At 59.1% G+C, this 23,486-nt stretch carries 21 protein-coding genes; 16 read left to right on the top strand and 5 right to left on the bottom strand.

The genetic code is table 11. From position 1 onward, the window contains the following. Positions 1-132 precede the first annotated feature (132 nt). Complete coding sequence (locus DQN55_RS08070) at positions 133-1,935, bottom strand: ABC transporter transmembrane domain-containing protein (RefSeq protein WP_162199355.1); 1,803 nt, start codon at positions 1,933-1,935, stop codon at positions 133-135. Positions 1,936-2,178: 243 nt separating this feature from the next. Between DQN55_RS08070 and DQN55_RS22285 the strand changes: the two genes are divergently transcribed. After that, the gene (locus tag DQN55_RS22285) at positions 2,179-2,355 is read left to right on the top strand and encodes a PA1571 family protein (protein WP_048382588.1); all 177 of its coding nucleotides are present in this window, start codon (positions 2,179-2,181) and stop codon (positions 2,353-2,355) included. A gap of 155 nt (positions 2,356-2,510) precedes the next feature. Here DQN55_RS22285 and pdxB read toward each other — a convergent pair whose 3' ends face one another. Next, positions 2,511-3,653 carry a 4-phosphoerythronate dehydrogenase PdxB gene (gene pdxB / locus DQN55_RS08065; RefSeq protein WP_048382587.1) on the bottom strand — a complete coding sequence of 381 codons (1,143 nt, stop codon included), beginning with the start codon at positions 3,651-3,653 and terminating at the stop codon, positions 2,511-2,513. A gap of 348 nt (positions 3,654-4,001) precedes the next feature. On the opposite strand from pdxB, the gene DQN55_RS08060 reads away from it, so the two are divergent. Together DQN55_RS08060 and DQN55_RS08055 are read left to right on the top strand one after the other, a co-directional pair. Continuing rightward, positions 4,002-4,388, top strand: a complete 387-nt coding sequence (locus DQN55_RS08060) for a hypothetical protein (RefSeq protein ID WP_048382586.1) — start codon at positions 4,002-4,004, stop codon at positions 4,386-4,388. Between the two features lie 32 nt (positions 4,389-4,420). After that, positions 4,421-4,840 (top strand): hypothetical protein, encoded by a 420-nt coding sequence (locus DQN55_RS08055; RefSeq protein ID WP_048382585.1) that lies wholly within the window; start codon positions 4,421-4,423, stop codon positions 4,838-4,840. 48 nt (positions 4,841-4,888) lie between these two features. Here the strand turns inward: DQN55_RS08055 and tusA are convergent, their stop codons facing one another. Both tusA and rlmM read right to left on the bottom strand, forming a co-directional pair. Beyond that, a complete protein-coding gene (gene tusA, locus DQN55_RS08050) occupies positions 4,889-5,143 on the bottom strand; it encodes a sulfurtransferase TusA (RefSeq protein WP_048382584.1) in 255 nt (84 codons plus the stop codon). A gap of 14 nt (positions 5,144-5,157) precedes the next feature. Further along, the gene (gene rlmM / locus DQN55_RS08045) at positions 5,158-6,234 is read right to left on the bottom strand and encodes a 23S rRNA (cytidine(2498)-2'-O)-methyltransferase RlmM (protein WP_048382583.1); all 1,077 of its coding nucleotides are present in this window, start codon (positions 6,232-6,234) and stop codon (positions 5,158-5,160) included. Positions 6,235-6,449: 215 nt separating this feature from the next. Between rlmM and acnA the strand changes: the two genes are divergently transcribed. Together acnA and DQN55_RS08035 are read left to right on the top strand one after the other, a co-directional pair. Continuing rightward, complete coding sequence (acnA, locus tag DQN55_RS08040) at positions 6,450-9,191, top strand: aconitate hydratase AcnA (protein ID WP_048382582.1); 2,742 nt, start codon at positions 6,450-6,452, stop codon at positions 9,189-9,191. 144 nt (positions 9,192-9,335) lie between these two features. Continuing rightward, positions 9,336-10,901, top strand: a complete 1,566-nt coding sequence (locus DQN55_RS08035; protein WP_048382581.1) for a methyl-accepting chemotaxis protein — start codon at positions 9,336-9,338, stop codon at positions 10,899-10,901. A gap of 46 nt (positions 10,902-10,947) precedes the next feature. Here the strand turns inward: DQN55_RS08035 and DQN55_RS08030 are convergent, their stop codons facing one another. After that, the gene (locus DQN55_RS08030; protein ID WP_048382580.1) at positions 10,948-11,658 is read right to left on the bottom strand and encodes an alpha/beta family hydrolase; all 711 of its coding nucleotides are present in this window, start codon (positions 11,656-11,658) and stop codon (positions 10,948-10,950) included. A 73-nt stretch (positions 11,659-11,731) separates the two neighbouring features. On the opposite strand from DQN55_RS08030, the gene ccoN (DQN55_RS08025) reads away from it, so the two are divergent. The 11 genes from ccoN (DQN55_RS08025) to DQN55_RS07975 all read left to right on the top strand — a co-directional run bounded on the left by ccoN (DQN55_RS08025) (position 11,732) and on the right by DQN55_RS07975 (position 23,474). Continuing rightward, complete coding sequence (gene ccoN / locus DQN55_RS08025) at positions 11,732-13,156, top strand: cytochrome-c oxidase, cbb3-type subunit I (protein ID WP_048382579.1); 1,425 nt, start codon at positions 11,732-11,734, stop codon at positions 13,154-13,156. Positions 13,157-13,166: 10 nt separating this feature from the next. Then, positions 13,167-13,775 carry a cytochrome-c oxidase, cbb3-type subunit II gene (gene ccoO / locus DQN55_RS08020; RefSeq protein WP_048382578.1) on the top strand — a complete coding sequence of 203 codons (609 nt, stop codon included), beginning with the start codon at positions 13,167-13,169 and terminating at the stop codon, positions 13,773-13,775. Positions 13,776-13,787: 12 nt separating this feature from the next. Next, positions 13,788-13,979, top strand: coding sequence for a cbb3-type cytochrome oxidase subunit 3 (locus DQN55_RS08015; protein WP_048382620.1), 192 nt, complete (start codon positions 13,788-13,790; stop codon positions 13,977-13,979). Then, entirely contained in the window at positions 13,976-14,914 is a 939-nt protein-coding gene (gene ccoP / locus DQN55_RS08010) for a cytochrome-c oxidase, cbb3-type subunit III (RefSeq protein ID WP_048382577.1), read from the top strand. The genes DQN55_RS08015 and ccoP (DQN55_RS08010) overlap by 4 nt, the downstream gene beginning before the upstream one ends. 467 nt (positions 14,915-15,381) lie before the next feature. After that, entirely contained in the window at positions 15,382-16,824 is a 1,443-nt protein-coding gene (gene ccoN, locus DQN55_RS08005; RefSeq protein WP_048382576.1) for a cytochrome-c oxidase, cbb3-type subunit I, read from the top strand. After that, positions 16,824-17,432 carry a cytochrome-c oxidase, cbb3-type subunit II gene (gene ccoO, locus DQN55_RS08000; protein WP_048382575.1) on the top strand — a complete coding sequence of 203 codons (609 nt, stop codon included), beginning with the start codon at positions 16,824-16,826 and terminating at the stop codon, positions 17,430-17,432. The genes ccoN (DQN55_RS08005) and ccoO (DQN55_RS08000) overlap by 1 nt, the downstream gene beginning before the upstream one ends. 5 nt (positions 17,433-17,437) lie before the next feature. Beyond that, positions 17,438-17,629 carry a CcoQ/FixQ family Cbb3-type cytochrome c oxidase assembly chaperone gene (locus DQN55_RS07995; protein WP_003447209.1) on the top strand — a complete coding sequence of 64 codons (192 nt, stop codon included), beginning with the start codon at positions 17,438-17,440 and terminating at the stop codon, positions 17,627-17,629. After that, positions 17,626-18,603: a cytochrome-c oxidase, cbb3-type subunit III gene (gene ccoP / locus DQN55_RS07990; RefSeq protein ID WP_048382574.1), complete on the top strand. Its 978-nt coding sequence runs from the start codon at positions 17,626-17,628 to the stop codon at positions 18,601-18,603. Before DQN55_RS07995 ends, ccoP (DQN55_RS07990) begins: the two co-directional genes overlap by 4 nt. Before the next feature lie 350 nt (positions 18,604-18,953). Next, complete coding sequence (gene ccoG, locus DQN55_RS07985) at positions 18,954-20,369, top strand: cytochrome c oxidase accessory protein CcoG (RefSeq protein WP_048382573.1); 1,416 nt, start codon at positions 18,954-18,956, stop codon at positions 20,367-20,369. A 12-nt stretch (positions 20,370-20,381) separates the two neighbouring features. Beyond that, a complete protein-coding gene (locus DQN55_RS07980) occupies positions 20,382-20,924 on the top strand; it encodes a FixH family protein (RefSeq protein WP_048382572.1) in 543 nt (180 codons plus the stop codon). 99 nt (positions 20,925-21,023) lie between these two features. After that, positions 21,024-23,474: a heavy metal translocating P-type ATPase gene (locus DQN55_RS07975; RefSeq protein ID WP_048382571.1), complete on the top strand. Its 2,451-nt coding sequence runs from the start codon at positions 21,024-21,026 to the stop codon at positions 23,472-23,474. The last annotated feature ends 12 nt before the right edge of the window (positions 23,475-23,486 follow it).

The following is a 23,486-nucleotide window of genomic DNA, read 5'->3' as shown; positions in this document are numbered from 1 at the left end:
TGATGAGTTGCACATGAAGGCCCTACGGCCCTTTTCGCAGCCTTCGGCAGCAGCTACAGAAGCATTCAAAACCCGTAGAGCGCCGTGAGCATTCAACGGCGGGTTTTACGACGGCTTCGCCGCCGGACGCTGCTACAGGGTCTCTGTAGACTTTGACTGGGCTGATCCCCCCATTTCCACATTGAATTGCAACGCCGCCAGCCGCGCATACAGCGGGTTGCTGGCGATCAACTGTGCGTGGGTGCCAATGGCCACTAGCTTGCCTTGATCCATCACCACAATGCGGTCGGCATTCTGAACGGTAGCCAGACGGTGGGCGATGACCAGCGTCGTGCGGCCGTGCATCAGGCTGGGCAGGGCTTGCTGGATCAGGTGTTCACTCTGGGCATCCAGTGCACTGGTGGCTTCATCCAGTAGCAGGATCGGGGCATCAACCAGCAGGGCCCGGGCAATGGCCAGTCGCTGACGCTGCCCTCCGGACAATCCAAGACCGCCATCGCCCAAATGGGTTTTATAGCCTTCGGGCATTTGCAGGATGAAGTCGTGGGCATGGGCAATGCGGGCCGCGGCCTCGACTTGCGCATCACTGGCCTGGGGGTTGCCATAGCGAATGTTGTCTTCCACCGTGCCGAAAAACAGCGCCGGGGTTTGCGCCACCATTGCAAAACAACGGCGTAAATCATGCGGGTCGAGCCGGGTAATCGGTACCCCTTCCAGCAGGATCCGCCCCTGTTGCGGGTCGTAAAAACGCAGTAGCAAATCAAACAGCGTCGACTTGCCCGCACCTGAAGGACCAACCAGCGCCAGGGTTTCTCCAGCCTTGATCGACAGGCTTAACCCTTCAAGCGCATAGCTTTCCGGTCGCGACGGGTAGGAAAAATACAGATTCTCCACTTGCAGATTGCCCTCCACACGCGCCGGCAGCACCTGCAAGCCCTTGCTCGGTGGCAACACCAGACTTTTCGACTGCAAGAGTTCGGCAATTCGCTGTGCAGCACCGGCCGCCTGCTGCAGTTCGCCAATGACTTCACTCAGAGTGCCAAAGGCGCCGCCGACCACAAGGCTGTAAAACACAAACGCAGCCAGCTCGCCGCCCGTGATACGCCCTGCGATCACGTCCATGCCGCCGACCCAAAGCATGACGCCAACAGCCCCCAGCACCAGCGAGATCACCAGGGTGATCAGCCATGCCCGCTGAAAGATACGTTTGCGCGCCGTGGCAAACGCATCTTCGACAGTTTGCGCAAAGCGCTGCTGATCCTGTTGCTGATGGTTGTAGGCCTGCACCGTTTTGATTTGCCCCAGGGCTTCGGCCACATAACTGCCGACATCGGCAATGCGGTCCTGGCTCTGCCGCGACAGGTTGCGCACCCGCCGACCGAAAATCAGGATCGGTGCCAGCACCAGCGGCAAGGCAACCACCACAATGCTGGTGAGCTTGGGATTGGTGACAAACAGCAGCACGATGCCACCCAGTACCATCAGGCTGTTGCGCAGGAACAGGGACAACGAAGAACCGATCACTGACTGCAACAACGTGGTGTCGGTGGTCAGCCGTGACTGGATTTCCGAACTGCGATTGTTCTCGTAGAAGCCCGGGTGCAAGCCAATCAAGTGATTGAACACCTGTCGCCGAATGTCGGCGACAACCCGCTCACCGATCCAGGACACCAGGTAAAAGCGCACGAAGGTGCCTACGGACAGCCCCAGCACCAGCAACAGGAAAAAGCCGATGGACTGGTTGAGCAGTTCCGGGGATTGGGTCATGAAACCTTTGTCGACCAACAGGCGAATGCCCTGGCCCATCGACAGGGTAATGCCCGCCGTGACCACCAGCGCCAGTAAAGCCCCCAGCGCTTGCCAGCGATAAGGGGCAACAAAGTGAGTGGTCAGACGAATGGCGTGACGATGACGCGATGACAACATGAGGAGTATCCGAGTGGAGGATAAACGTGAAAAGCCTTGTATAGCCTACATCCTAGTTCGACTTGGCCCCGTAAACCTTTCTCAATCGTTTTGAATATGACCCGGGACACTACGCCCTAGGCCCGAATGGTCTAAATTCAGGGTGGAAGTTTCAGAATATTTCTGTTGGACTGAGATGGTCGCCAAGCTGTGTCACAGCTTGGTCATTAAACGGATCTACAGTAGCGCTACACCTTGATGAGGAGACAGGCCATGGATTTGCAACTCGATGCTCAAGCAGTACCGGTAATTCGGACCCAGCCCCACCAGTCACTGGGGTGTGCGATTATCGATGAGAATGGCCAGGAAGTGTCGATCACTGAAGAGATGATTCAAGACGCCTGCCACGAACTGGAGCAGCGTCTGGTCAAGCCTTCGCACAAGGATTGATGCCCTCGTATTTATAAACCGGCCCTTTAGGTTAATGCCGGTCAGTCAAGAACAATGGGATCAGAACCTGTAGGAGCGAGCTTGCTCCTGCACAGATCTCTTTGGCTTAACTGACCGGCATCACCCTTGAGGCCGGTTTTTTATGCCCGCCGGTATTAAACCAGCACCGCTCCCAGTGCTTTGACCAACTGGTTCAAAGCCACTGAGTCGCCCTTGATGTGTACGGGCAAGCCTTCTACTTCACGGCGTTCCGGGTAGTTCTTGCGCAAGGCATCAAAGGCCAGGCGCTGCGCTTCGACACTGCCGATCAGGCTGCGACGGAAGTCCGCATCGTCGCGTCGCGGGTCGTACACGCCACGGCAAAGCATCGCCAGGGCCCAGGCCGGATCGCTATTGGCGCTGAGCTCTACCTTCGCCAGCCATGGTTCGGGCAGCAAGTCGGCAAGCTGTACCTGCGGCGCTTGCCCGAGGAAATCACACAAGGCCTGATAGATCTGGGCCGTGCCCCGCTGCTTGCCATCCAGGCTGTAACCGGCGATATGAGGCGTTGCCAGCACGCATAAATCGGCCAGTTCCACGTCTACCTGAGGTTCACCTTCCCACACATCCAGCACGGCTTGCAGGTCATCGCGGCAGGTCAGCACCTCGCGCAGCGCAGCATTGTCGACCACCGGACCCCGGCTGGCGTTTATCAGCCAGGTGCCGGGTTTAAGCTGGTTCAAGCGCTGTTGATCCAGCAGGTGCCAGGTCGGGAAAGTGCCGGTTTTACTCAGCGGTGTGTGCAGGCTGAGCACATCGCACTGTTCGATAATCTGTTCGAGACTGACGTAGTCGCCGCCTTCGGCTGCCTCGCGCGGCGGGTCACAGACCAGAACCTTCAAGCCCAGGCCACGAAGAACGGTGACCAGGCGCCCGCCCACTTCGCCGGCGCCAATCACGCCGTAGGTGCGGTGCATCAGTTCGACACCTTCGATTTCAGCCAGCGTCAGCAAGCTGCCCAGTACATAGTCCACCACGCCGCGGGCGTTGCAACCCGGGGCACTGGACCACTGGATACCGGCCTGCTCAAAGTAATCGAGCGCCAGGTGATCGGTGCCGATGGTGCAGGTTCCGACAAACCGCACCGCGCTGCCTTCGAGCAACTCACGGTCGACCCGGGTGACCGAACGCACGAGCAGGATATCTGCGTCATGAACGTCTGCGCGGGTGATCTGGCGCCCCGGCAAGCGGCGTATTTCACCGAAGCCAGCGAAGAACGCTTCGATCAGCGGAATATTTTCGTCAGCAACAATCAACATGGCAGGCTCCTTTGGCGGAGTGGCAGTGTAGGCGTTGTTGTGAGGGATGGGCCAGCAAGGAGTGCCAAGTACGCAAAACTGGCTCTGACAATCCCTACATGAATACCGCCATACGCACCCAATTCAAGGGACTGATCCTACATTCAGTTGGCAGCCTTGCTTGGTACCTTTCGCGACTCATCGCCCGCCGACGTTCATCCCTGTCAGCAGGCTGCCGCGCAAGGAAACGCGAATGTTCCCCTCCCCCCTGCGCTGCAACCTCGCTGGCTACGAGTGTCTGCTTGCACCCCGCTCGCACGCGAACTGATGGCCCGACCTGACCACGCCCCAACCTGACGAGAGACGCCCATGCTTCATGTTGTGTTTTATCTGATGTTTATCATTCTATGCGTGATGGCCAACCTGCTTATTCCCATTAGCAGTTATGCCGCCATCGCCCTGTGTGCCGTTGCCGTCACCTTTATTCCCTTGTGGGTGACCGATATCTACCCGCCCCGCTCAAGGCCGCGGTACATCTGCCTGATCTCCACCGTGGGCAATGGATTGATCATGGGGACCCTCTTTGCCTCGATCTTTACCGTCTATGTGTTTTTCGGGTCCTTCGCCCCCTATGACATGCCTTACATCAACTTCAAAAGCCTCTTTTTAAACAGCCTGGCCAGCGCTGCGGCCGGCAGTGTCGCGGTGATTGTCCTGTATGGCTGGATGAAAACACGGGGCTGGTTTAATTACTGAGTGCGGTCATGTCCGCCTGACGAGGGAGCGCCATGCTGCCGTATATTGTTTTTTATCTGATGTTTGGCGCTTTGTGCGTGGCGGCCAACATGCACTTTTTAATTGTCAGCGTGCCTGACATCGTGCTGTACACCTCGCTCGCCAGCCTTATTACCCTGTGGGTGACAGGTAAATACCGGCCGCGCTTCAAGCCCCTGCATGATTCCTGGCGAATGGCCCTGGCCAGCGGGTTTATCTTGGGGGCGATCTTTGCCTTGCTGCTGGTGCTGAACTACTTTCTCCTGTCCCTTGCCAGGGACGCTGAAGGGCCAGCCTATCGCTTGCTTTACCTGACCTTCAAAGGCTTCTTTCTGGACAGCCTGGTCGTCGCCTCTTTCACCAGTGCGGTTCATATTTTCCTGTATGGCCAGGTCAGCATACAGGGCCGCCCCACACCCAAAACCAAACGCTGACCGGCGCCGGCACACCCTGCGGGATGTGCCGTGGATGCCGAGGGCGTATCAGTCCTGCTTTTTGCGAATCCAGTACAGGTAGGTGCCCGCCTCTTCCGCTTGCCCAACCAGTTCATGGTCCAGAAATACGCAGAATTTGGGGATGTCGCGGCGGGTCGACGGATCGGTGGCAATCACTTTCAACAAGCCGCCAGGCACCAGGTCGCGAATGTGCTGGTGCAGCATCATCACCGGCTCAGGGCAGTTCAGGCCGCTGGCGTCGAGCACGCCATCGACCGGCGTATCGGTGTTAAACAAACTCATCAATGACTCCTGAATCAGCGAGATTTAGGTTTTTTTACGTCCAGTCGACGCAAATGACAGGTAACTTCTTCACGGTCGTGATACAGCTGCTTGCAGCCGATTTCAACCTGGATACCCCGTGCTTTGAAGCCTTCGGCAATCCTGTCGAGCAAACGGCGTACTTCGGCATAACGCTGTTTCATCGGCAATTTCAAATTGACCACCGCCTCACGGCAATGCCCTTCACCGATCCACTCTTCCAGCATCGCAGCGTTGCGCGCCGGTTTTTCAACGATGTCGCAGACCATCCAGTCCACCGGTTGCTTGGGCTTGAAGGTAAAGCCATCCGCCATCAAGTGCTGAACCAGACCGGTGTCCATCAGGCTTTCCGCCATCGGGCCGTTATCGATAGCCGTCACGATCATGCCGCGATTGACCAGTTGCCAGGTCCAGCCACCCGGTGCGGCGCCCAGATCAACGCCGGTCATGTCGCTGTGCAAGCGCTCGTCCCATTGATCTCGGGGGATGAAATGGTGCCAGGCTTCTTCCAGCTTCAGCGTGGAGCGGCTGGGGGCTTCGCGGGGGAACTTCAGGCGCGGAATGCCCATGGGCCACATCGCGCAGTTATCAGACTCCGCCAGGCCGAGAAACACCTCACGTCCACTTTTAAAAGTCAGCAACAGCCGCGGCTTGTGGGCGTCGGTTTCCACCAGTTTGCCAGCCGTGATCAAGGCCTTGCGCAAGTGAGCTTCAAACTTTTTGCAGAAGTTGGACAGCTCTTTACCGTCATTGGTGTCGACCATTTCCAGCCACAGGCTGCCACACACCGGGAAATCGGCCATGTGCTCCAGGATGACGCTGATACGGTCTGTTTCTGGCAGTTCAACAAAACTGCCCCGTGCCCACTGCCGGGGGAAAATCAGTTCGGCGAAGCGCAAGCCGCGCATCAGACGCTCTGCCCCGCCTTCTTCGGTGCATACAAATTCGGCACAAGCGCTGCTCGGCTTGGCTTTGGCGTAGCCGGACACATTCAGGCGGGCAGCGTGCTCGGCGAATTCCGAGCAGACTTCACCTTCAAAACCAGGTCGGCAGTGCATAAAAACGGTGTTCATTGAATTACTCCTGGGCAGCTGGCGGAAATTGGCCCGCTGCGCAACCTTGCTTTGGCGCAAGGATTGTCACGAAAAGGCCGGCATGATAGCCGAGTTCGGAACCTTGAACGCCACCGGACAGTCCAGTTATTAGCCAGATCAACTATTCAGGGCTAGGTTAGAAGCTCTGTCCGTTCCATACGATCCGTTCCGTGCGGATCTCAAGGAGTCATGTCATGTCTTCCCTCGATAGCCTGAACACTCTCTCCACCCTAAAAGTCGACGACAAGACTTATCACTACTTCAGCCTTCCCGAAGCTGCGAAAACCCTGGGTGACCTGAGCAAGCTGCCCATGTCGCTCAAAGTCTTGCTGGAAAACCTGCTGCGCTGGCAAGACAACAAGACCGTCACCGAGCCCGACCTCAAGGCTCTGGCCGCCTGGCTCAAGGACCGGCGCTCCGACCGGGAAATCCAGTATCGCCCGGCCCGTGTGCTGATGCAGGATTTTACCGGGGTTCCGGCCGTGGTCGACCTGGCCGCCATGCGTGCGGCGATGGCCAAAGCCGGAGGCGACCCGCAGCGGATCAATCCGTTATCGCCGGTGGATCTGGTGATCGACCACTCGGTAATGGTCGACGCGTTCGCAAGCCCCACGGCCTTCGAACAAAACGTCGACATCGAAATGGAGCGCAACGGGGAGCGCTATGCGTTTTTACGCTGGGGGCAAAATGCCTTTGATAACTTCAGCGTGGTGCCACCCGGCACCGGCATTTGCCACCAGGTTAACCTGGAATACCTGGGCCGCACGGTCTGGACCAAGGACGAAGACGGACGCACCTACGCGTTCCCCGACACGTTGGTGGGCACCGACTCCCACACCACCATGATCAATGGCCTGGGCATCCTGGGTTGGGGCGTCGGTGGCATCGAAGCCGAAGCCGCCATGCTCGGACAGCCGGTGTCGATGCTGATCCCGGAAGTGGTCGGGTTCAAACTCAGCGGAAAATTAAAAGAAGGCATCACCGCCACCGACCTGGTGTTGACCGTCACACAAATGCTGCGCAGCAAGGGTGTGGTCGGGAAGTTCGTCGAGTTCTATGGTGATGGCCTGGCGGATCTGCCCCTGGCGGACCGCGCCACTATTGCCAACATGGCGCCTGAATACGGGGCCACATGCGGCTTTTTCCCGGTGGACGACATCACCCTGGATTACCTGCGCCTGTCTGGCCGACCGCAAGCCACGGTGAAACTGGTGGAGGCTTATTGCAAAGCCCAGGGCCTTTGGCGAATCGCCGGGCAAGAGCCGATTTTCACTGACACCCTGGCGCTCGACATGGGCAGCGTCGAAGCCAGTCTGGCCGGGCCAAAACGTCCGCAAGACCGGGTGTCGCTGCCCAATGTTGCACAAGCGTTCAGTGACTTCCTGACCCTGCAATTCAAACCCACCAATAAAGAAGAAGGTCGCCTTGAAAGTGAAGGCGGTGGCGGCGTGGCTGTGGGCAATGCGGATCTGGCCGGCGAAGCCGACTACGACCACGACGGTAAAACCTATTGCCTGAAAAACGGCGCCGTCGTGATTGCGGCGATTACCTCCTGCACCAACACCTCAAACCCGAGCGTCATGATGGCCGCTGGGCTGGTGGCCAAAAAGGCTGTCGAAAAAGGCCTGAAAAGCCAGCCTTGGGTCAAGACCTCCCTGGCGCCAGGCTCCAAGGTGGTCACCGAGTATTACGATGCCGCCGGGCTGACGCCCTACCTTGAGCAACTGGGCTTCTCGCTGGTGGGCTATGGCTGCACCACCTGTATCGGTAACTCAGGCCCGTTAGCCGAACCGATCGAAAAGGCCATCACTCACTCCGACCTGACAGTCGCCTCGGTGCTGTCGGGCAACCGTAACTTTGAAGGCCGGGTTCACCCGCTGGTGAAAACCAACTGGCTGGCCTCGCCACCGCTGGTCGTGGCCTACGCCCTGGCCGGCACCGTGCGTATTGATATCAGCCGCGAACCGTTAGGCCTGGACAAGGACAACAAGCCGGTTTATCTGCGCGATATCTGGCCGAGCCAACAGGAAATCGCCGATGCGGTGGCGCAAGTAACGACGGGCATGTTTCACAAGGAATATGCCGAGGTATTCGCCGGTGATGCACAGTGGCAAGCCATTGAGGTGCCGCAAGCCGCGACTTACGTCTGGAAAGAAGACTCGACCTATATTCAGCACCCGCCGTTCTTCAATGATATAGATGGGCCATTACCCGTCATCAGCGATGTTAAAGGTGCACGGATGCTGGCGTTGCTGGGCGATTCCGTAACCACCGACCATATCTCGCCGGCCGGCAACATCAAGGCCGACAGCCCCGCCGGGCATTACCTGCGGGACAAAGGCGTCGAGCCCCGGGACTTCAACTCCTATGGTTCGCGGCGTGGCAATCATGAAGTGATGATGCGCGGCACGTTCGCCAATATCCGGATCCGCAACGAAATGCTGGGCGGTGAAGAAGGCGGTAATACGCTCTACATTCCGACAGGCGAGAAGCTGGCCATCTACGATGCCGCCATGCGCTACCAGGCGACAGGCACACCGTTGGTGGTGGTTGCCGGCCAGGAGTATGGCACGGGTTCAAGCCGTGACTGGGCGGCCAAAGGCACCAACCTGCTGGGGGTCAAAGCGGTGATTGCCGAGAGCTTCGAGCGGATCCACCGCTCAAACCTGGTCGGCATGGGTGTGCTGCCGCTGCAGTTCAAGCTCGATCAGAACCGCAAAACTCTCAAGCTCAACGGTCACGAAACCTTCGACGTGCTGGGCTTGACCGGCACGGAACTGCAACCGCGGATGAACCTGTCCCTGGTGATCACCCGTGAAGACGGGCAACAGGAAAAAGTCGACGTGCTGTGCCGGATCGACACGTTGAACGAGGTGGAGTACTTCAAGGCGGGAGGCATCCTGCATTACGTGCTGCGGCAGTTGATTGCCTCTTGAGCATGCTTGATCACCTGGCCTGACCCGCTGGCCTGTACACCCCGAACCGTGTTCGGGGCGTACAGGCCAGCGGCAGCCGAAATTAAATTAAACAAATCCCCAAGCATGCCGAAACCCTGTCAAAGCCTTGCGGACAGACACGACATGCGTAACAACCAGCCCATCACCCAACGCGAACGCACTTTCCCCGCGCAACAACGGTTGATCTCCACCACCGACACCAAAGGCGTCATCAGCTACTGCAACGACGACTTTGTCGAGATCAGCGGGTTTACCCGTGAAGAGCTGATTCGCGCCCCACACAACCTTGTACGCCATCCTGATGTCCCTACAGCGGTGTTCGAGCACATGTGGGGCACCCTGAAAAAGGGTTCTCCGTGGATGGGCATCATCAAGAACCGTTGCCGCAACGGTGACCATTACTGGGTCAACGCTTACGTGACGCCGGTGTTTGAGAACGAGCGTGTAGTGGGCTATGAGTCGGTGCGCGTCAAACCGACCGCTGAACAAATCCGCCGCGCCGAAGCCCTGTACTCACGATTGAACCGCGGCAAGTCGGCAGTGCCCCAGCGCGACAAGTGGCTGCCGGTCGTGCAGGACTGGCTGCCGTTTATTCTGGTCAGCCAATTGAGCTTCATGATTGGCGCTCTGTTCAATTCCAGTTGGGGCTTTGCCCTGGCCGCCGCGCTGTCGATTCCACTGGGGCTGCTCGGTCTGAGCTGGCAACAACGCGGGATCAAGCGCTTGCTGCGCCTGGCCGAACAAACCACCTCTGACCCGCTGATAGCCCAGATGTACACCGACAGCCGCGGCCCGCAAGCACGTCTGGAAATGTCCATCCTGAGTCAGGAAGCACGCTTGAAAACCTGCCTGACCCGTCTGCAGGACACCGCTGAGCATTTGAGCGAGCAAGCCCGCCAATCGGACATCCTGGCGCACAAGAGTTCCACCGGACTGGAACGCCAGCGCCTGGAAACCGAACAAGTGGCCACCGCGGTCAACCAGATGGCCGCCACCACCCAGGAAGTGGCCAGCCATGTGCAACGCACAGCGGACGCCACTCAGGAAGCCAATCGCCTGACCAGCCGCGGGCGTGACATTGCCGGGGAAACCCGCGAGGCCATTGAACGCCTGTCCAACGTGGTGGGTGAGACCGGCGCTACCGTGACGCAACTGGCCAAGGACAGCGATGAGATCGGCGGCGTGGTCGACGTGATCAAAGGCATTGCCGACCAGACCAACTTGCTGGCCTTGAACGCCGCGATTGAAGCGGCGCGCGCCGGTGAAATGGGCCGGGGCTTTGCCGTGGTCGCCGATGAAGTACGGCAACTGGCGCAACGCACCAGCCTGTCCACCGGGCAGATTCACGGTTTGATCGCCAAGCTGCAGCAGACCGCCGCCACCGCCGTGCAGACGATGAATGCCGGGCACCGTCAAGCCGAAGAAGGTGTCGCCCGCGTACTGGAAGCCGACCAGGCCTTGGTCGGGATCAGTGAAGCCGTGGCCAACATCACCGACATGACCACCCAGATTGCAGCAGCGACCGAGGAACAAAGCGCCGTGGCCGAAGAGATCAGCCGCAATATCAGCACCATTGCGGATCTGGCCGACCAGACCTCGGAACAGGCGCAACACTCCGCACAACTGAGCGAAGAACTGACCCGAACCGTCAACACCCAGTATTCACTGGTAGAACGCTTCAACCGCTAGCCTGCAGAGTCCGGCATGCAACCTGGACGCAGCCTCGTTCCACTCGTCAACTGCTACAGGTTGGGGGATTCTTGAGCCAATGCGCAATGTTGTCCGCCGCGGCGTCAAGGTGCTGCTCATGGGTAAAGCCTGAGGCTTTAAGCGGTTTGAGGTCGTGATCGCCTGCCACATACCAGCTCAGCTCAATGCCTGGAGCCAGGGCATAGGCTTCAACCGCCTGCCGGTTGCCCAGGGCATCGCGCTCGCCCTGCAGGATCAGTGTCGGCGTTTGTAGCTCGGCCAGGTGCGCCACACGGGGCTTTTCCGGTTTGCCAGCAGCGTAAAACGGATACCCCAGGCACACCAATCGATCAGCACCCAGTTCATCCGCCAGCAGACTGGCCATTCGCCCGCCCATGGACTTGCCGCCAATGGCCAATGGTCCCGTGACATGCCGTCGCACCTCGGCATACACCTCGCGCCAGCATTCGAACAATTTGACCTGCGGATTAGGAGGCCTTTTGCCTCCATCCAGCCGTCGCTGGGCCATGTACGGGAATTCGAAGCGCAATACGCTCACCCCGCGTGCAGCAAGGCGCTCAGCCATGCCCGTCATCCATTCGCTGTCCATCGGTGCACCTGCGCCGTGGGCCAGTATCAGGGTGCTCGACCGGGGCCCGCCGACCCCGCTGACAGCCGCATTCCACAGCCAGCCACGAGCCTGCGCGCACTGCGCCCATTGATCCCCGTCAATACCGACACCGCCTGTTACACCCATGCTTGCCTCGCTTTTAGTCTGCCTATAACTCCAGGCGCGCATCTGTACGCGCCTGATCCGTGGATGGGGAACCATGAACACTTCTACAAGTACCGCCTACAACTACAAGGTGGTCCGCCAATTTGCCATTATGACGGTGGTGTGGGGCATCGTCGGTATGGGGCTCGGCGTTTTTCTCGCCGCGCAGTTGGTCTGGCCGGAACTCAACTTCAATTTGCCCTGGACCAGCTTCGGGCGCCTGCGCCCTTTGCACACCAACGCGGTGATTTTTGCCTTCGGCGGCTGCGCCTTGTTTGCCGCTTCGTTCTATTCGGTTCAACGCACCTGCCAGGCCACACTGTTCGCGCCAAAAATTGCCGCTTTCACGTTCTGGGGCTGGCAGTTGGTGATCCTCCTGGCGGCCATCAGTCTGCCGTTGGGCTTCACCAGTTCCAAGGAATACGCCGAGCTGGAATGGCCGATCGACATTTTGATCACCATTGTCTGGGTCGCTTATGCCGTCGTGTTCTTCGGCACCATCATGAAGCGCAAGACTCGGCACATTTACGTGGGCAACTGGTTCTTCGGCGCATTTATCGTGACCGTGGCCATTTTGCACATCGTCAACAACCTGGAAATTCCGGTCAGCTTTACCAAGTCCTACTCGCTCTACGGTGGCGCCACTGACGCCATGGTGCAGTGGTGGTACGGCCATAACGCCGTGGGCTTCTTCCTGACGGCTGGTTTCCTGGGGATGATGTACTACTTCGTGCCGAAACAGGCCGAACGTCCGATCTATTCCTATCGCCTGTCCATCGTGCACTTCTGGGCGCTGATCACCCTGTACATCTGGGCCGGTCCGCACCACTTGCACTACACCGCACTGCCGGACTGGGCCCAGTCCCTGGGCATGGTGATGTCTCTGATCCTGCTGGCACCCAGCTGGGGCGGCATGATCAACGGCATGATGACCCTCTCTGGAGCCTGGCATAAGTTGCGCAGCGACCCGATCCTGCGCTTCCTGGTGGTGTCACTGGCGTTCTACGGCATGTCGACCTTCGAAGGCCCGATGATGGCCATCAAGACCGTCAACGCCCTCTCCCACTACACCGACTGGACCATCGGCCACGTACACGCCGGTGCGCTGGGCTGGGTTGCCATGATCTCGATCGGCGCGCTGTACCACATGATCCCGAAAATCTTCGGTCGCCCGCAGATGTACAGCCTGGGTCTGATCAATGCGCACTTCTGGCTGGCGACGATCGGCACCGTGCTGTACATCGCGTCGATGTGGGTCAACGGCATCGCCCAAGGCCTGATGTGGCGCGCAGTCAATGCCGACGGCACGCTGACCTATTCCTTCGTCGAAACCCTGGTGGCCAGCCACCCGGGCTATGTCGTGCGCCTGATCGGCGGGGCGATCTTCTTCATCGGCATGTTGCTGATGGCTTACAACACTTGGCGCACCGTGCGTAACGCCGAGCCCGCCGAAGTCGTAGCCGCCGCGCAGATGGCCTGAGGAGTTCGCCATGAACCATGAAGTCGTAGAGAAAAATATTGGTCTGATGCTGCTGCTGATGATCCTGTGCGTAAGCGTCGGCGGTCTGACACAGATCGTCCCGCTGTTCTTTGAAGACGTGACCAACACCCCGGTGGAAGGCATGAAGCCCTACACCGCCCTGCAACTGGAAGGCCGCGATATTTATATCCGCGAAGGCTGTGTGCAGTGTCACTCGCAGATGATTCGTCCGTTCCGGGCCGAGACTGAGCGTTACGGCCATTACTCAGTCGCCGGTGAAAGTGTCTGGGATCACCCGTTCCTGTGGGGTTCCAAACGCACCGGACCGGATCTGGCAAGGGTCGGCAGCCGCTATTCGGATGACTGGCACCGCGCACACTTGTACAACCCGCGCAACGTGGTACCCGAGTCGAAAATGCCGGCCTATCCGTGGCTGGTATCAAACCCGGTCGACAGTAGCCATACCGAGAAAAAACTCGAAGTCATGCGCACCCTCGGCGTGCCGTATACCGACGACGACATCGCCAACGCCAAACAGTCGGTGCAGGGAAAAACCGAAATGGACGCGCTGGTGGCGTACCTGCAAGTACTCGGCACTGCCATCAAGAGCAAGAGGTGAGTCATGGTTGAGATGAGCAGTGGAATGATTCGCGGCCTGGGCACCGTCGTGGTGGCGGTGGCTTTTATCGGCCTGTCGCTGTGGGTATTCAGCCCTCGGCGCAAATCCGAGTTCGACGACGCAACCTTGCTGCCCTTCAAGGACGATCCAGAGGCCATTCAACACGTCGAGCAAGAGCAAGCATCTAGGAGTAACAAAGCATGACCACCTTCTGGAGTGTTTATATCTGCGTGCTGACCATCGGTACGCTGATCGGCCTGAGCTGGCTGCTGTTCGCTACCCGCAAGGGAGAAACCAAAGGCGAAACGATCGAAACCATGGGGCACAGCTACGATGGCATCGAGGAGTACGACAACCCGCTGCCACAGTGGTGGTTCATGTTGTTCGTGGGCACCCTGGTGTTTGCCGTCGGGTATTTGATCCTCTATCCGGGCCTGGGCAACTGGAAAGGCCTGCTGCCCGGCTACGAAGATGGCTGGACCGGCGTCCACGAGTGGGAAAAGGAGATGGACAAGGCCGATGCCCGCTTCGGGCCGATTTTCGCCAAATACGCCGCCATGCCGGTGGAGCAAGTCGCTCAAGACCCGGCCGCGCTGAAAATGGGCGGTCGCCTGTTCGCTTCCAACTGCTCGGTGTGCCACGGCTCGGATGCCAAGGGTGCTTTCGGCTTCCCTAACCTGGCTGACAACACCTGGCGCTGGGGCGGGGATGCCGACACCATCAAGGCCACCATCATGGGCGGACGCATGGCCGCGATGCCGGCCTGGGGTGAAGTGCTGGGCGAGGACGGGGTCAAAAACGTCTCGGCGTATGTGCGCCATGACCTGGCCGGCCTGCCCTTGCCCCAAGGCAGCAGCATTGACCTGAATGCGGGCAAGCAAGCCTTCGAAACCACCTGCGTGGCCTGTCATGGCAGCAACGGCAAGGGCAATGCATTGATGGGGGCACCTGACCTGACACAACCCGCGGGCTTTATCTACGGCACCAGCCTGGCGCAATTGCAGCAAACCATCCGTCATGGTCGCCAGGGTCACATGCCTGCGCAGAGCGAGTTGCTGGGTAACGACAAGGTGCAACTGCTGGCTGCCTACGTGTTCAGCTTGTCACACGATAATCAAGAGGGAAAAACAGCCCAATAATTACCGGACATTTCCTGCCGCATCATTCTGATGCGGCAACTCCCGCGACCAAGTGTCGCACCTCTTTTTAGTCCGTCTTTGCTCTCCGGCCATTCAGGACTAAGCTCTTCTATGACGTGAGCGTCGGTCACCGGCTTCATGCCATGTGAAATCAATCGGCACGTTGAAGGACACTGTTACGGGCCACACGAGCGGGTTTGCACCGGCTATCGTCCATTGCGATTTTCGCCATGATGTCGCTGTGCCTTCTCCCCTCCCGGGATTACCCGTCTCCCCCCTTCGGCTTTCCCCTCCATGCGGCATTTCGTCCGAGGCCTGTTTGACCTTACTCTCAGCATGGAAAGGCCGCAGAATAAGCCTTGGAAAGCAATGACCGGGGTCATGCTTCATTGCAATAACCCTACGCTTTATCCATACTTGCGACCGATTTTTATCCTAATAAAACACCTAAACCGTGGAACCTTAGAATGAGCACAGCAATCAGTCCGACTGCTTATAACTATAAGGTAGTCCGCCAGTTCGCCATCATGACGGTGGTCTGGGGGATCCTTGGCATGGGGCTTGGGGTTTTCATCGCGTCACAGCTTGTGTGGCCTGAATTGAACCTTGGCCTTGAGTGGACGACCTTTGGCCGTTTGCGTCCCTTGCACACCAACCTGGTGATTTTTGCCTTTGGTGGTTGTGCGTTGTTTGGTACTTCCTATTACGTCGTGCAGCGAACCTGCCAGACGCGATTGATCTCCGACGCACTGGCTTCGTTTACCTTTTGGGGTTGGCAGGCGGTCATTGTCGGCGCGATCATCACGTTGCCGCTGGGCTACACCACGACCAAGGAATACGCAGAGCTGGAATGGCCTTTGGCTATCCTGCTGGCCATCGTCTGGGTGGTCTACGGCATTGTGTTCTTCGGGACCATTACCAAGCGTAAAACCAAGCATATCTATGTCGGCAACTGGTTCTACGGTGCGTTCATTGTCGTGACGGCCATGCTGCACATCGTCAACCACGCCTCCCTGCCCGTGAGCTTCTTCAAGTCCTACTCAGCTTATGCGGGTGCGACGGATGCCATGATTCAGTGGTGGTATGGCCACAACGCTGTAGGTTTCTTCCTGACTACCGGCTTCCTGGGCATGATGTACTACTTCGTGCCGAAGCAGGCCGAGCGTCCGATCTACTCCTATCGCCTGTCCATCGTGCACTTCTGGGCGCTGATCACCCTGTATATCTGGGCCGGTCCGCACCACTTGCACTACACCGCACTGCCGGACTGGGCCCAATCCCTGGGCATGGCGATGTCGATCATTCTGCTGGCACCAAGCTGGGGCGGCATGATCAACGGCATGATGACCCTGTCGGGTGCCTGGCATAAGCTGCGCACCGACCCGATCCTGCGCTTCCTGGTCGTGTCCCTGGCGTTCTACGGCATGTCGACCTTCGAAGGCCCGATGATGGCCATCAAGACTGTCAACGCCCTCTCCCACTACACCGACTGGACCATCGGTCACGTTCACGCCGGTGCGCTGGGCTGGGTTGCCATGATTTCGATCGGTGCGCTCTACCACATGATCCCGCGCCTCTACGGCCAAAAGCAGATGCACAGCATCGGCCTGATCAACGTGCACTTCTGGCTGGCAACGATCGGCACTGTGCTCTACATCGCTTCGATGTGGGTCAACGGCATCACCCAGGGCCTGATGTGGCGAGCAATCAACGACGACGGCACGCTGACCTACTCGTTCGTTGAAGCGCTGCAAGCCAGCCACCCTGGCTTTATCGTCCGCGCCATCGGCGGTGCTTTCTTCGCCAGCGGCATGCTGTTCATGGCCTATAACGTGTTCCGTACCGTACGCGCCTCGAACCCGGTAGAAGCTGAAGCAGCGACCAAGATCGCTGTAGTTGGAGCCCACTGATGAAGCACGAAACAGTCGAGAAGAATATTGGCCTGATGGCCTTCTTCATGGTCATCGCCGTCAGTATCGGTGGCCTGACCCAAATCGTTCCGCTGTTTTTCCAGGATGTCACCAACACGCCGGTTGAGGGTATGAAACCCCGTTCAGCGCTGGAACTGGAAGGCCGCGACATTTACATCGCCAACGGTTGTGTCGGCTGCCACTCGCAGATGATCCGCCCGTTCCGCGCTGAAACCGAACGCTATGGCCACTACTCGGTCGCTGGTGAAAGTGTCTGGGATCACCCGTTCCTGTGGGGTTCCAAGCGTACCGGTCCGGACCTGGCCCGAGTAGGCGGTCGTTACTCCGATGACTGGCAGCGTGCGCACCTGTACAACCCGCGCAACGTTGTACCCGAGTCGATCATGCCGGCTTACCCGTTCCTCGTAGAGCGCAAACTGGACGGCAAGTACACGGCGAAAAAAATGGAAGTCTTGCGTGATCTTGGCGTTCCTTACACCGACGAAGATATCGCCGGAGCCAAGGATGCCGTGAAAGGCAAAACCGAAATGGACGCGCTGGTGGCCTATCTTCAGGGCCTGGGCACCATCATCAAAAGCAAACGGTGATCTGAATGGATATCGGGATGATTCGTGGCCTGGGCACCGTCGTTGTGATGGTGGCTTTTATCGGTTTGGCATTGTGGGTGTTCAGCCCTCGGCGCAAGTCTGAGTTTGACGACGCCACACTATTGCCGTTCAAGGATGATCCCGAAGCCATCAAGCACGTCGAGCAAGAGCAAGCTTCTAGGAGTAACAAAGAATGACTACGTTCTGGAGTCTGTACGTTACAGTCCTCACTCTGGGTACTATCTTCGCCCTGACCTGGTTGTTGCTGGCCACCCGCAAGGGCCAGCGCAGCGAGCAGACCGACGAGACAGTCGGGCACGCTTACGACGGGATCGAAGAGTACGACAACCCGATGCCCAAATGGTGGTTCATGCTGTTCGTCGGCACCATCGTTTTTGCCCTCGGCTACCTGGTGCTCTACCCGGGCCTGGGCAACTGGAAAGGCCTGTTGCCGGGCTATGGGTACCTGGATACTAAAGCCGAGACCGGGTTTGCCGATGGCAAGACCGGCTGGACCGGTGTTCACGAGTGGGAAAAGGAAATGGCCAAGTCGGACGCCAGGTTTGGTCCGATCTTCGCCAAATTCGCCGCCATGCCGATCGAAGAAGTCGCCAAGGATCCGCAAGCCCTGAAGATGGGTGGCCGCCTGTTTGCCTCCAACTGCTCGGTATGCCATGGCTCGGATGCCAAAGGTGCTTACGGCTTCCCGAACCTGACCGACGCCGACTGGCGCTGGGGCGGCACTCCGGCAGACATCAAGACCACCATCATGAATGGCCGTCACGCGGTCATGCCGGGCTGGTCTGAAGTGATTGGCGAACAAGGCGTCAGCGACGTCGCCGCCTACGTCCTGACCAACCTTGACGGGCGCAAGCTGCCCGAAAGTGCCAAGGCCGACCCGGCCAAAGGCAAGGAACTGTTCGCCACCAACTGTGCGGTGTGCCATGGCCCGGAAGGCAAAGGCAACCCGCTGATGGGCGCGCCTGACCTGACCCACCCAGCGGCGTTCATTTACGGTTCGAGCTTTGCGCAACTGCAGCAAACCATCCGTTACGGTCGTCAGGGGCAGATGCCTGCCCAGGCCGATCTGCAAGGCAACGACAAGGTTCACCTGTTGGCCGCCTACGTCTACAGCCTGTCCCATGGCGATGAGGCCAAGGCAGCCGAGTAACGCAGTCGCCTGAACGCTCCAGACTGCGGCCCCGCCAGCTCATGTTGGCGGGGCCGTTTTTGTTTCAGGCTGTCTTTTCGGGCAAGGTTCCCGGAGGGGCATTGCAGGACGACTCGCACCCGCCACGAAGCCAGAAACAGAGCAGGTGCAACTGACCCGCCGACCGATGTCAATTGATCCAGGTCACGACTTGTTACAACTGCTATACCAACTTGATCATTTTCGGAACGCGACCAAAGGTCGCACCCTTGAACTAGAGTCACAGGCGTATCATTACGCCACTGCTATACCTTCTGACCGCGGTCGGCATGTACTGACCGAGGCATTTTCCACTGCCGTGGGACGCACTAATGAGCAATCAGATTCCAGTACGCAACGTCACTCCGCCTGCCCCGAAAAAAACTGAAAGTGTCGATTTGTACGCAGCCCGGGAAAAAATCTACACCCGCGCTTTTACCGGACTTTTCCGTAACCTGCGCATGATCGGCGGTGCCCTGCTGTTCTTGCTGTATTTCGGCACGGTCTGGCTCAACTGGGGCGGACACCAGGCCGTCTGGTGGAACCTGCCCGAGCGTAAGTTCTTTATTTTTGGTGCCACTTTCTGGCCACAGGATTTCATCCTGCTGTCCGGGCTATTGATCGTCGCTGCCTTCGGCCTGTTCTTTATTACCGTATACGCAGGCCGCGTGTGGTGCGGCTACACCTGCCCGCAGAGCGTCTGGACCTGGGTGTTCATGTGGTGCGAAAAGGTCACTGAAGGTGATCGCAACCAGCGCATCAAACTCGACAAGGCGCCCATGAGCGCCAACAAGTTCCTGCGCAAGTTCAGCAAGCACACGCTCTGGCTGTTGATCGGCCTGGTCACGGGCCTGACCTTTGTCGGTTACTTTTCGCCAATACGTGAGCTGGTCATCGATTTCTTTACCGGCCAGGCCGACGGCTGGTCCTATTTCTGGGTAGGCTTCTTCACCCTTGCCACCTATGGCAACGCCGGTTGGTTGCGCGAGCAAGTGTGTATTTACATGTGCCCATATGCCCGGTTCCAGAGCGTGATGTTCGACAAGGACACGCTGATTGTTTCGTACGACCCACGTCGCGGTGAAGTCCGGGGCCCGCGCAAGAAAGACACTGATTACAAGGCACAGGGCCTGGGCGACTGTATCGACTGCACCATGTGCGTCCAGGTGTGCCCGACCGGCATCGATATTCGTGACGGCTTGCAGATTGAATGCATCGGCTGCGCTGCCTGCATCGATGCCTGCGACAGCATCATGGACAAGATGAACTACCCGCGCGGCCTGATCAGCTACACCACCGAGCACAACCTCTCCGGGCAGAAAACCCATAAGCTGCGTCCACGCCTGATAGGCTACGCACTGGTGTTGCTGACCATGATCGGTCTGTTGGCGGCGGCCTTTTTCACCCGCACGCTGGTCGGCTTTGATGTGAGCAAAGACCGTGTGCTCTACCGCGAAAACGCCGAAGGCCGCATCGAGAACGTTTACAGCCTGAAGATCATGAACAAGGATCAACACGACCACACCTACGTGCTGGAAGCCAGCGGCCTGCCTGACCTGAAACTGCAGGGCAAGCGTGAAATCAAGGTGGCCGCCGGCGATATCGTGAGCCTGCCGGTCGAGTTGTCGATTGCCCCTGAACAGCTGCCGTCGAGCACCAACGAGGTGTTTTTCACCCTCAAGGATGCCGACGACAACGACATCAACGTCAAAGCCAAGAGCCGCTTCATCGGCCCTCAAATCAGATAAGAGAAATGTGTCATGCCTCCAGCGAACATGCCCTGCCCCTGGTACAAGCAACTCTGGCCATGGATCATCATTGCCATTCTTGCCTGCTCGGTGACCCTGACCCTGTCGATGGTGACCATTGCCGTTAACAACCCGGATCACCTGGTTAACGACAATTACTATGAAGCCGGCAAAGGCATCAACCGTTCGCTGGATCGCGAGTTGCTGGGCCAGACATTGCAACTCAAGGCCAAGCTGCGACTGGACGAGATGACCGGTGAAGTCGTGTTGCTGCTTGAAGGCAACAGCGCGCCCCAGACCCTGGAATTGAACCTGATCTCCCCGACCCAACCCGAAAAAGACCGCAATATCAGCCTGAGCCAGAGTGGGTCAGAGCCAGGCCGTTATGTCGGGCAACTGGATGACAAAGTCGAAGGTCGCCGGTTTGTCGAGCTCCTGGGCGTTGAAGAGGGCAAGACCTGGCGCCTGTTTGAAGAAGAGCGGGTCGAGCATGACAAAGACCTGCTGCTGGGCGACGAGCCACTGCAAGGTGCTGAAGACCACAACAAGCGCTAACCCCATCGCCCGCCTGCGCCAGCACAAAGCAACGCGAACCGTGTGCAGGCGGGCGGTGATGACAGCCGTCCAGGCAACACCCTATCGCGACAGACAGCCATGACCACGCCCACCCCCTGCTATCACTGCGCCCTGCCCGTTCCACCCGGCAGCCGGTTCACCGCCACGGTACTGGGCGAGATCCGCGAGTTCTGCTGCCCGGGCTGCCAGGCGGTGGCTGAAGCGATCGTGGCTGGCGGCCTTGAGAGTTATTACCAGCATCGCAGCGAAGCATCAGCCAACCCTGAAGCGCTTCCCGTGCAACTGACCGAAGAGCTGGCGCTGTACGATCGCCCCGAAGTGCAAAAACCCTTTGTCCGTCATGAGGGCGAACAGGCCGAGACCACGCTGCTGATCGAAGGCATCAGCTGCGCGGCGTGTGGCTGGCTGATTGAAAAACACTTGCGCGGTCTGCCCGCCGTCAGCGAAGCACAGCTCAACCTGTCGAATCACCGTCTGCATGTACGCTGGGCCGACAGCCAGTTGCCGCTGAGCAAGGTGTTGAACGAACTGCGTCACATCGGTTACGCGGCGCACCCTTATCAAGCGGATCGCGCCACCGAGCAACTGGCTCACGAAAACCGCCTGGCGCTACGCCAGCTGGGCGTCGCCGGCCTGCTGTGGTTCCAGGCCATGATGGCCACCATGGCCACCTGGCCTGAATTCAACATCGACCTCAGCCCCGAAATGCACACCATCCTGCGTTGGGTGGCACTGTTTCTGACTACACCCATTGTTTTCTACAGTTGCGCACCGTTCTTCAAGGGGGCGATGCGTGATTTGCGCACCCGCCACCTGACCATGGATGTGTCCGTCTCGCTGGCCATCGGCGGCGCATATATCGCGGGTATCTGGACCGCGATCACCGGCACTGGTGAACTGTATTTCGACGCAGTCGGCATGTTCGCCCTGTTTTTACTTGCTGGACGCTACCTCGAACGCCGTGCCCGCGAGCGTACGGCCGCCGCCACTGCGCAGCTGGTCAATCTGCTGCCCGCCTCCTGTCTGCGACTGGAAGCCGACGGCCAGAGCGAGCGCATCTTGCTCACTGAGCTCAACGTCGGTGACCGTGTGCTGGTTCACCCCGGGGCCATTCTCCCGGCGGACGGCAAAATCCTTGATGGCCAATCGAGCGTCGACGAATCGCTGCTGACCGGCGAATACCTGCCACAGCCCCGTAGCGTGGGGGATGCGGTGACCGCCGGGACCCTGAATGTGGAAGGCGCGCTGACAGTTCAAGTCATGGCGCTGGGCCAGGACACCCGTTTGTCAGCCATCGTGCGCTTGCTCGATCGTGCACAAAACGAAAAACCGCGCCTGGCCGAAATCGCCGACCGCGCCGCACAATGGTTTCTGCTGTTCTCACTGATCGCCGCGGTAGGTATCGGTCTGCTGTGGTGGCAACTGGCCCCTGAGCGGGCCTTCTGGATCGTGCTGGCGATGCTGGTCGCCACTTGCCCCTGCGCCCTGTCACTGGCGACCCCCACGGCGCTCACAGCTGCCACCGGCACCTTGCACAAGCTGGGCTTGCTGCTGACCCGCGGTCATGTGATCGAAGGCCTGAACCAGATCGACACCGTGATCTTCGACAAGACCGGCACCCTGACCGAGGGCCGCCTGGCGTTGCGGGCCATCCGCCCCTTGCGCGACCTGGACAGCGATCAATGCCTGGGCTTGGCCGCCGCACTCGAAAATCGCTCGGAACACCCGATTGCCCGCGCTTTTGGGCGCGCACCGCAGGCCGCAGATGAAGTCCATAGCAGCCCCGGGCTGGGCCTTGAAGGGCTGGTCGAGCAACAGCGACTGCGCATCGGCCATCCCGGTTTCGTCTGCGCGCTGAGCGGCTGCAATGTGCCGCAAATGCCCGACGAGCCGGGCCAATGGCTGCTGCTGGGCGACACCGAAGGTGTGCTGGCCTGGTTTGTCCTCGATGATCGCCTGCGCACGGATGCACCGGCATTGCTGGCCGCCTGCAAAGCGCGGGGCTGGCACACGCTGCTGCTCTCTGGTGACAGCTCACCGATGGTCGCCAGCGTGGCGGCGGAACTGGGCATCGATGAAGCCCGGGGCGGTCTGCGCCCGGACGACAAGTTGCAAGTACTGCAACAGCTGCACGCACAGGGGCGCAAAGTGCTGATGCTGGGCGACGGGGTCAATGATGTGCCGGTGCTGGCCGCTGCCGACATCAGCGTGGCCATGGGTTCGGCCACCGACCTGGCCAAGACCAGCGCCGATGCGGTGTTACTGTCAAATCGCCTGGAAGCGCTGGTGCAAGCCTTCAGCCTTGCGCGCCGCACCCGTCGGGTGATCATTGAAAATCTGCTGTGGGCCGGTTTATACAATGGTCTGATGCTACCCTTCGCCGCCCTTGGCTGGATCACGCCCATCTGGGCCGCGGTGGGTATGTCGCTCAGTTCGTTGACCGTGGTGCTCAATGCCTTGCGCCTGACTCGCATGCCCCGCCAGGCGCATACTCAAGCCACGTCACACACTCGCCCGCTGCCGGTCTGAGCCGGTCGCCTG

Source organism: Pseudomonas taetrolens, from assembly GCF_900475285.1.
Taxonomy (GTDB): Bacteria; Pseudomonadota; Gammaproteobacteria; order Pseudomonadales; family Pseudomonadaceae; genus Aquipseudomonas; species Aquipseudomonas taetrolens.
The sequence above is the reverse complement of the archived record's forward strand: the minus strand, read 5'-3'. Positions and strand labels throughout refer to the sequence as shown.

What these genes read in the sequence shown, in the direction of transcription:
- ccoP (WP_048382574.1), top strand. Translation starts at nt 17,626, where the DNA reads ATGACTACGTTCTGGAGTCTGTACGTTACAGTCCTCACTCTGGGTACT.
- DQN55_RS08060 (WP_048382586.1), top strand. Translation starts at nt 4,002, where the DNA reads ATGCTTCATGTTGTGTTTTATCTGATGTTTATCATTCTATGCGTGATG.
- ccoG (WP_048382573.1), top strand. Translation starts at nt 18,954, where the DNA reads ATGAGCAATCAGATTCCAGTACGCAACGTCACTCCGCCTGCCCCGAAA.
- ccoO (WP_048382575.1), top strand. Translation starts at nt 16,824, where the DNA reads ATGAAGCACGAAACAGTCGAGAAGAATATTGGCCTGATGGCCTTCTTC.
- rlmM (WP_048382583.1), bottom strand. Translation starts at nt 6,234, where the DNA reads ATGAACACCGTTTTTATGCACTGCCGACCTGGTTTTGAAGGTGAAGTC.
- ccoN (WP_048382579.1), top strand. Translation starts at nt 11,732, where the DNA reads ATGAACACTTCTACAAGTACCGCCTACAACTACAAGGTGGTCCGCCAA.
- acnA (WP_048382582.1), top strand. Translation starts at nt 6,450, where the DNA reads ATGTCTTCCCTCGATAGCCTGAACACTCTCTCCACCCTAAAAGTCGAC.
- ccoP (WP_048382577.1), top strand. Translation starts at nt 13,976, where the DNA reads ATGACCACCTTCTGGAGTGTTTATATCTGCGTGCTGACCATCGGTACG.
- pdxB (WP_048382587.1), bottom strand. Translation starts at nt 3,653, where the DNA reads ATGTTGATTGTTGCTGACGAAAATATTCCGCTGATCGAAGCGTTCTTC.
- ccoN (WP_048382576.1), top strand. Translation starts at nt 15,382, where the DNA reads ATGAGCACAGCAATCAGTCCGACTGCTTATAACTATAAGGTAGTCCGC.
- ccoO (WP_048382578.1), top strand. Translation starts at nt 13,167, where the DNA reads ATGAACCATGAAGTCGTAGAGAAAAATATTGGTCTGATGCTGCTGCTG.
- DQN55_RS08015 (WP_048382620.1), top strand. Translation starts at nt 13,788, where the DNA reads ATGAGCAGTGGAATGATTCGCGGCCTGGGCACCGTCGTGGTGGCGGTG.
- DQN55_RS07975 (WP_048382571.1), top strand. Translation starts at nt 21,024, where the DNA reads ATGACCACGCCCACCCCCTGCTATCACTGCGCCCTGCCCGTTCCACCC.
- DQN55_RS08055 (WP_048382585.1), top strand. Translation starts at nt 4,421, where the DNA reads ATGCTGCCGTATATTGTTTTTTATCTGATGTTTGGCGCTTTGTGCGTG.
- DQN55_RS07980 (WP_048382572.1), top strand. Translation starts at nt 20,382, where the DNA reads ATGCCTCCAGCGAACATGCCCTGCCCCTGGTACAAGCAACTCTGGCCA.
- tusA (WP_048382584.1), bottom strand. Translation starts at nt 5,143, where the DNA reads ATGAGTTTGTTTAACACCGATACGCCGGTCGATGGCGTGCTCGACGCC.
- DQN55_RS07995 (WP_003447209.1), top strand. Translation starts at nt 17,438, where the DNA reads ATGGATATCGGGATGATTCGTGGCCTGGGCACCGTCGTTGTGATGGTG.
- DQN55_RS08035 (WP_048382581.1), top strand. Translation starts at nt 9,336, where the DNA reads ATGCGTAACAACCAGCCCATCACCCAACGCGAACGCACTTTCCCCGCG.
- DQN55_RS08030 (WP_048382580.1), bottom strand. Translation starts at nt 11,658, where the DNA reads ATGGGTGTAACAGGCGGTGTCGGTATTGACGGGGATCAATGGGCGCAG.
- DQN55_RS22285 (WP_048382588.1), top strand. Translation starts at nt 2,179, where the DNA reads ATGGATTTGCAACTCGATGCTCAAGCAGTACCGGTAATTCGGACCCAG.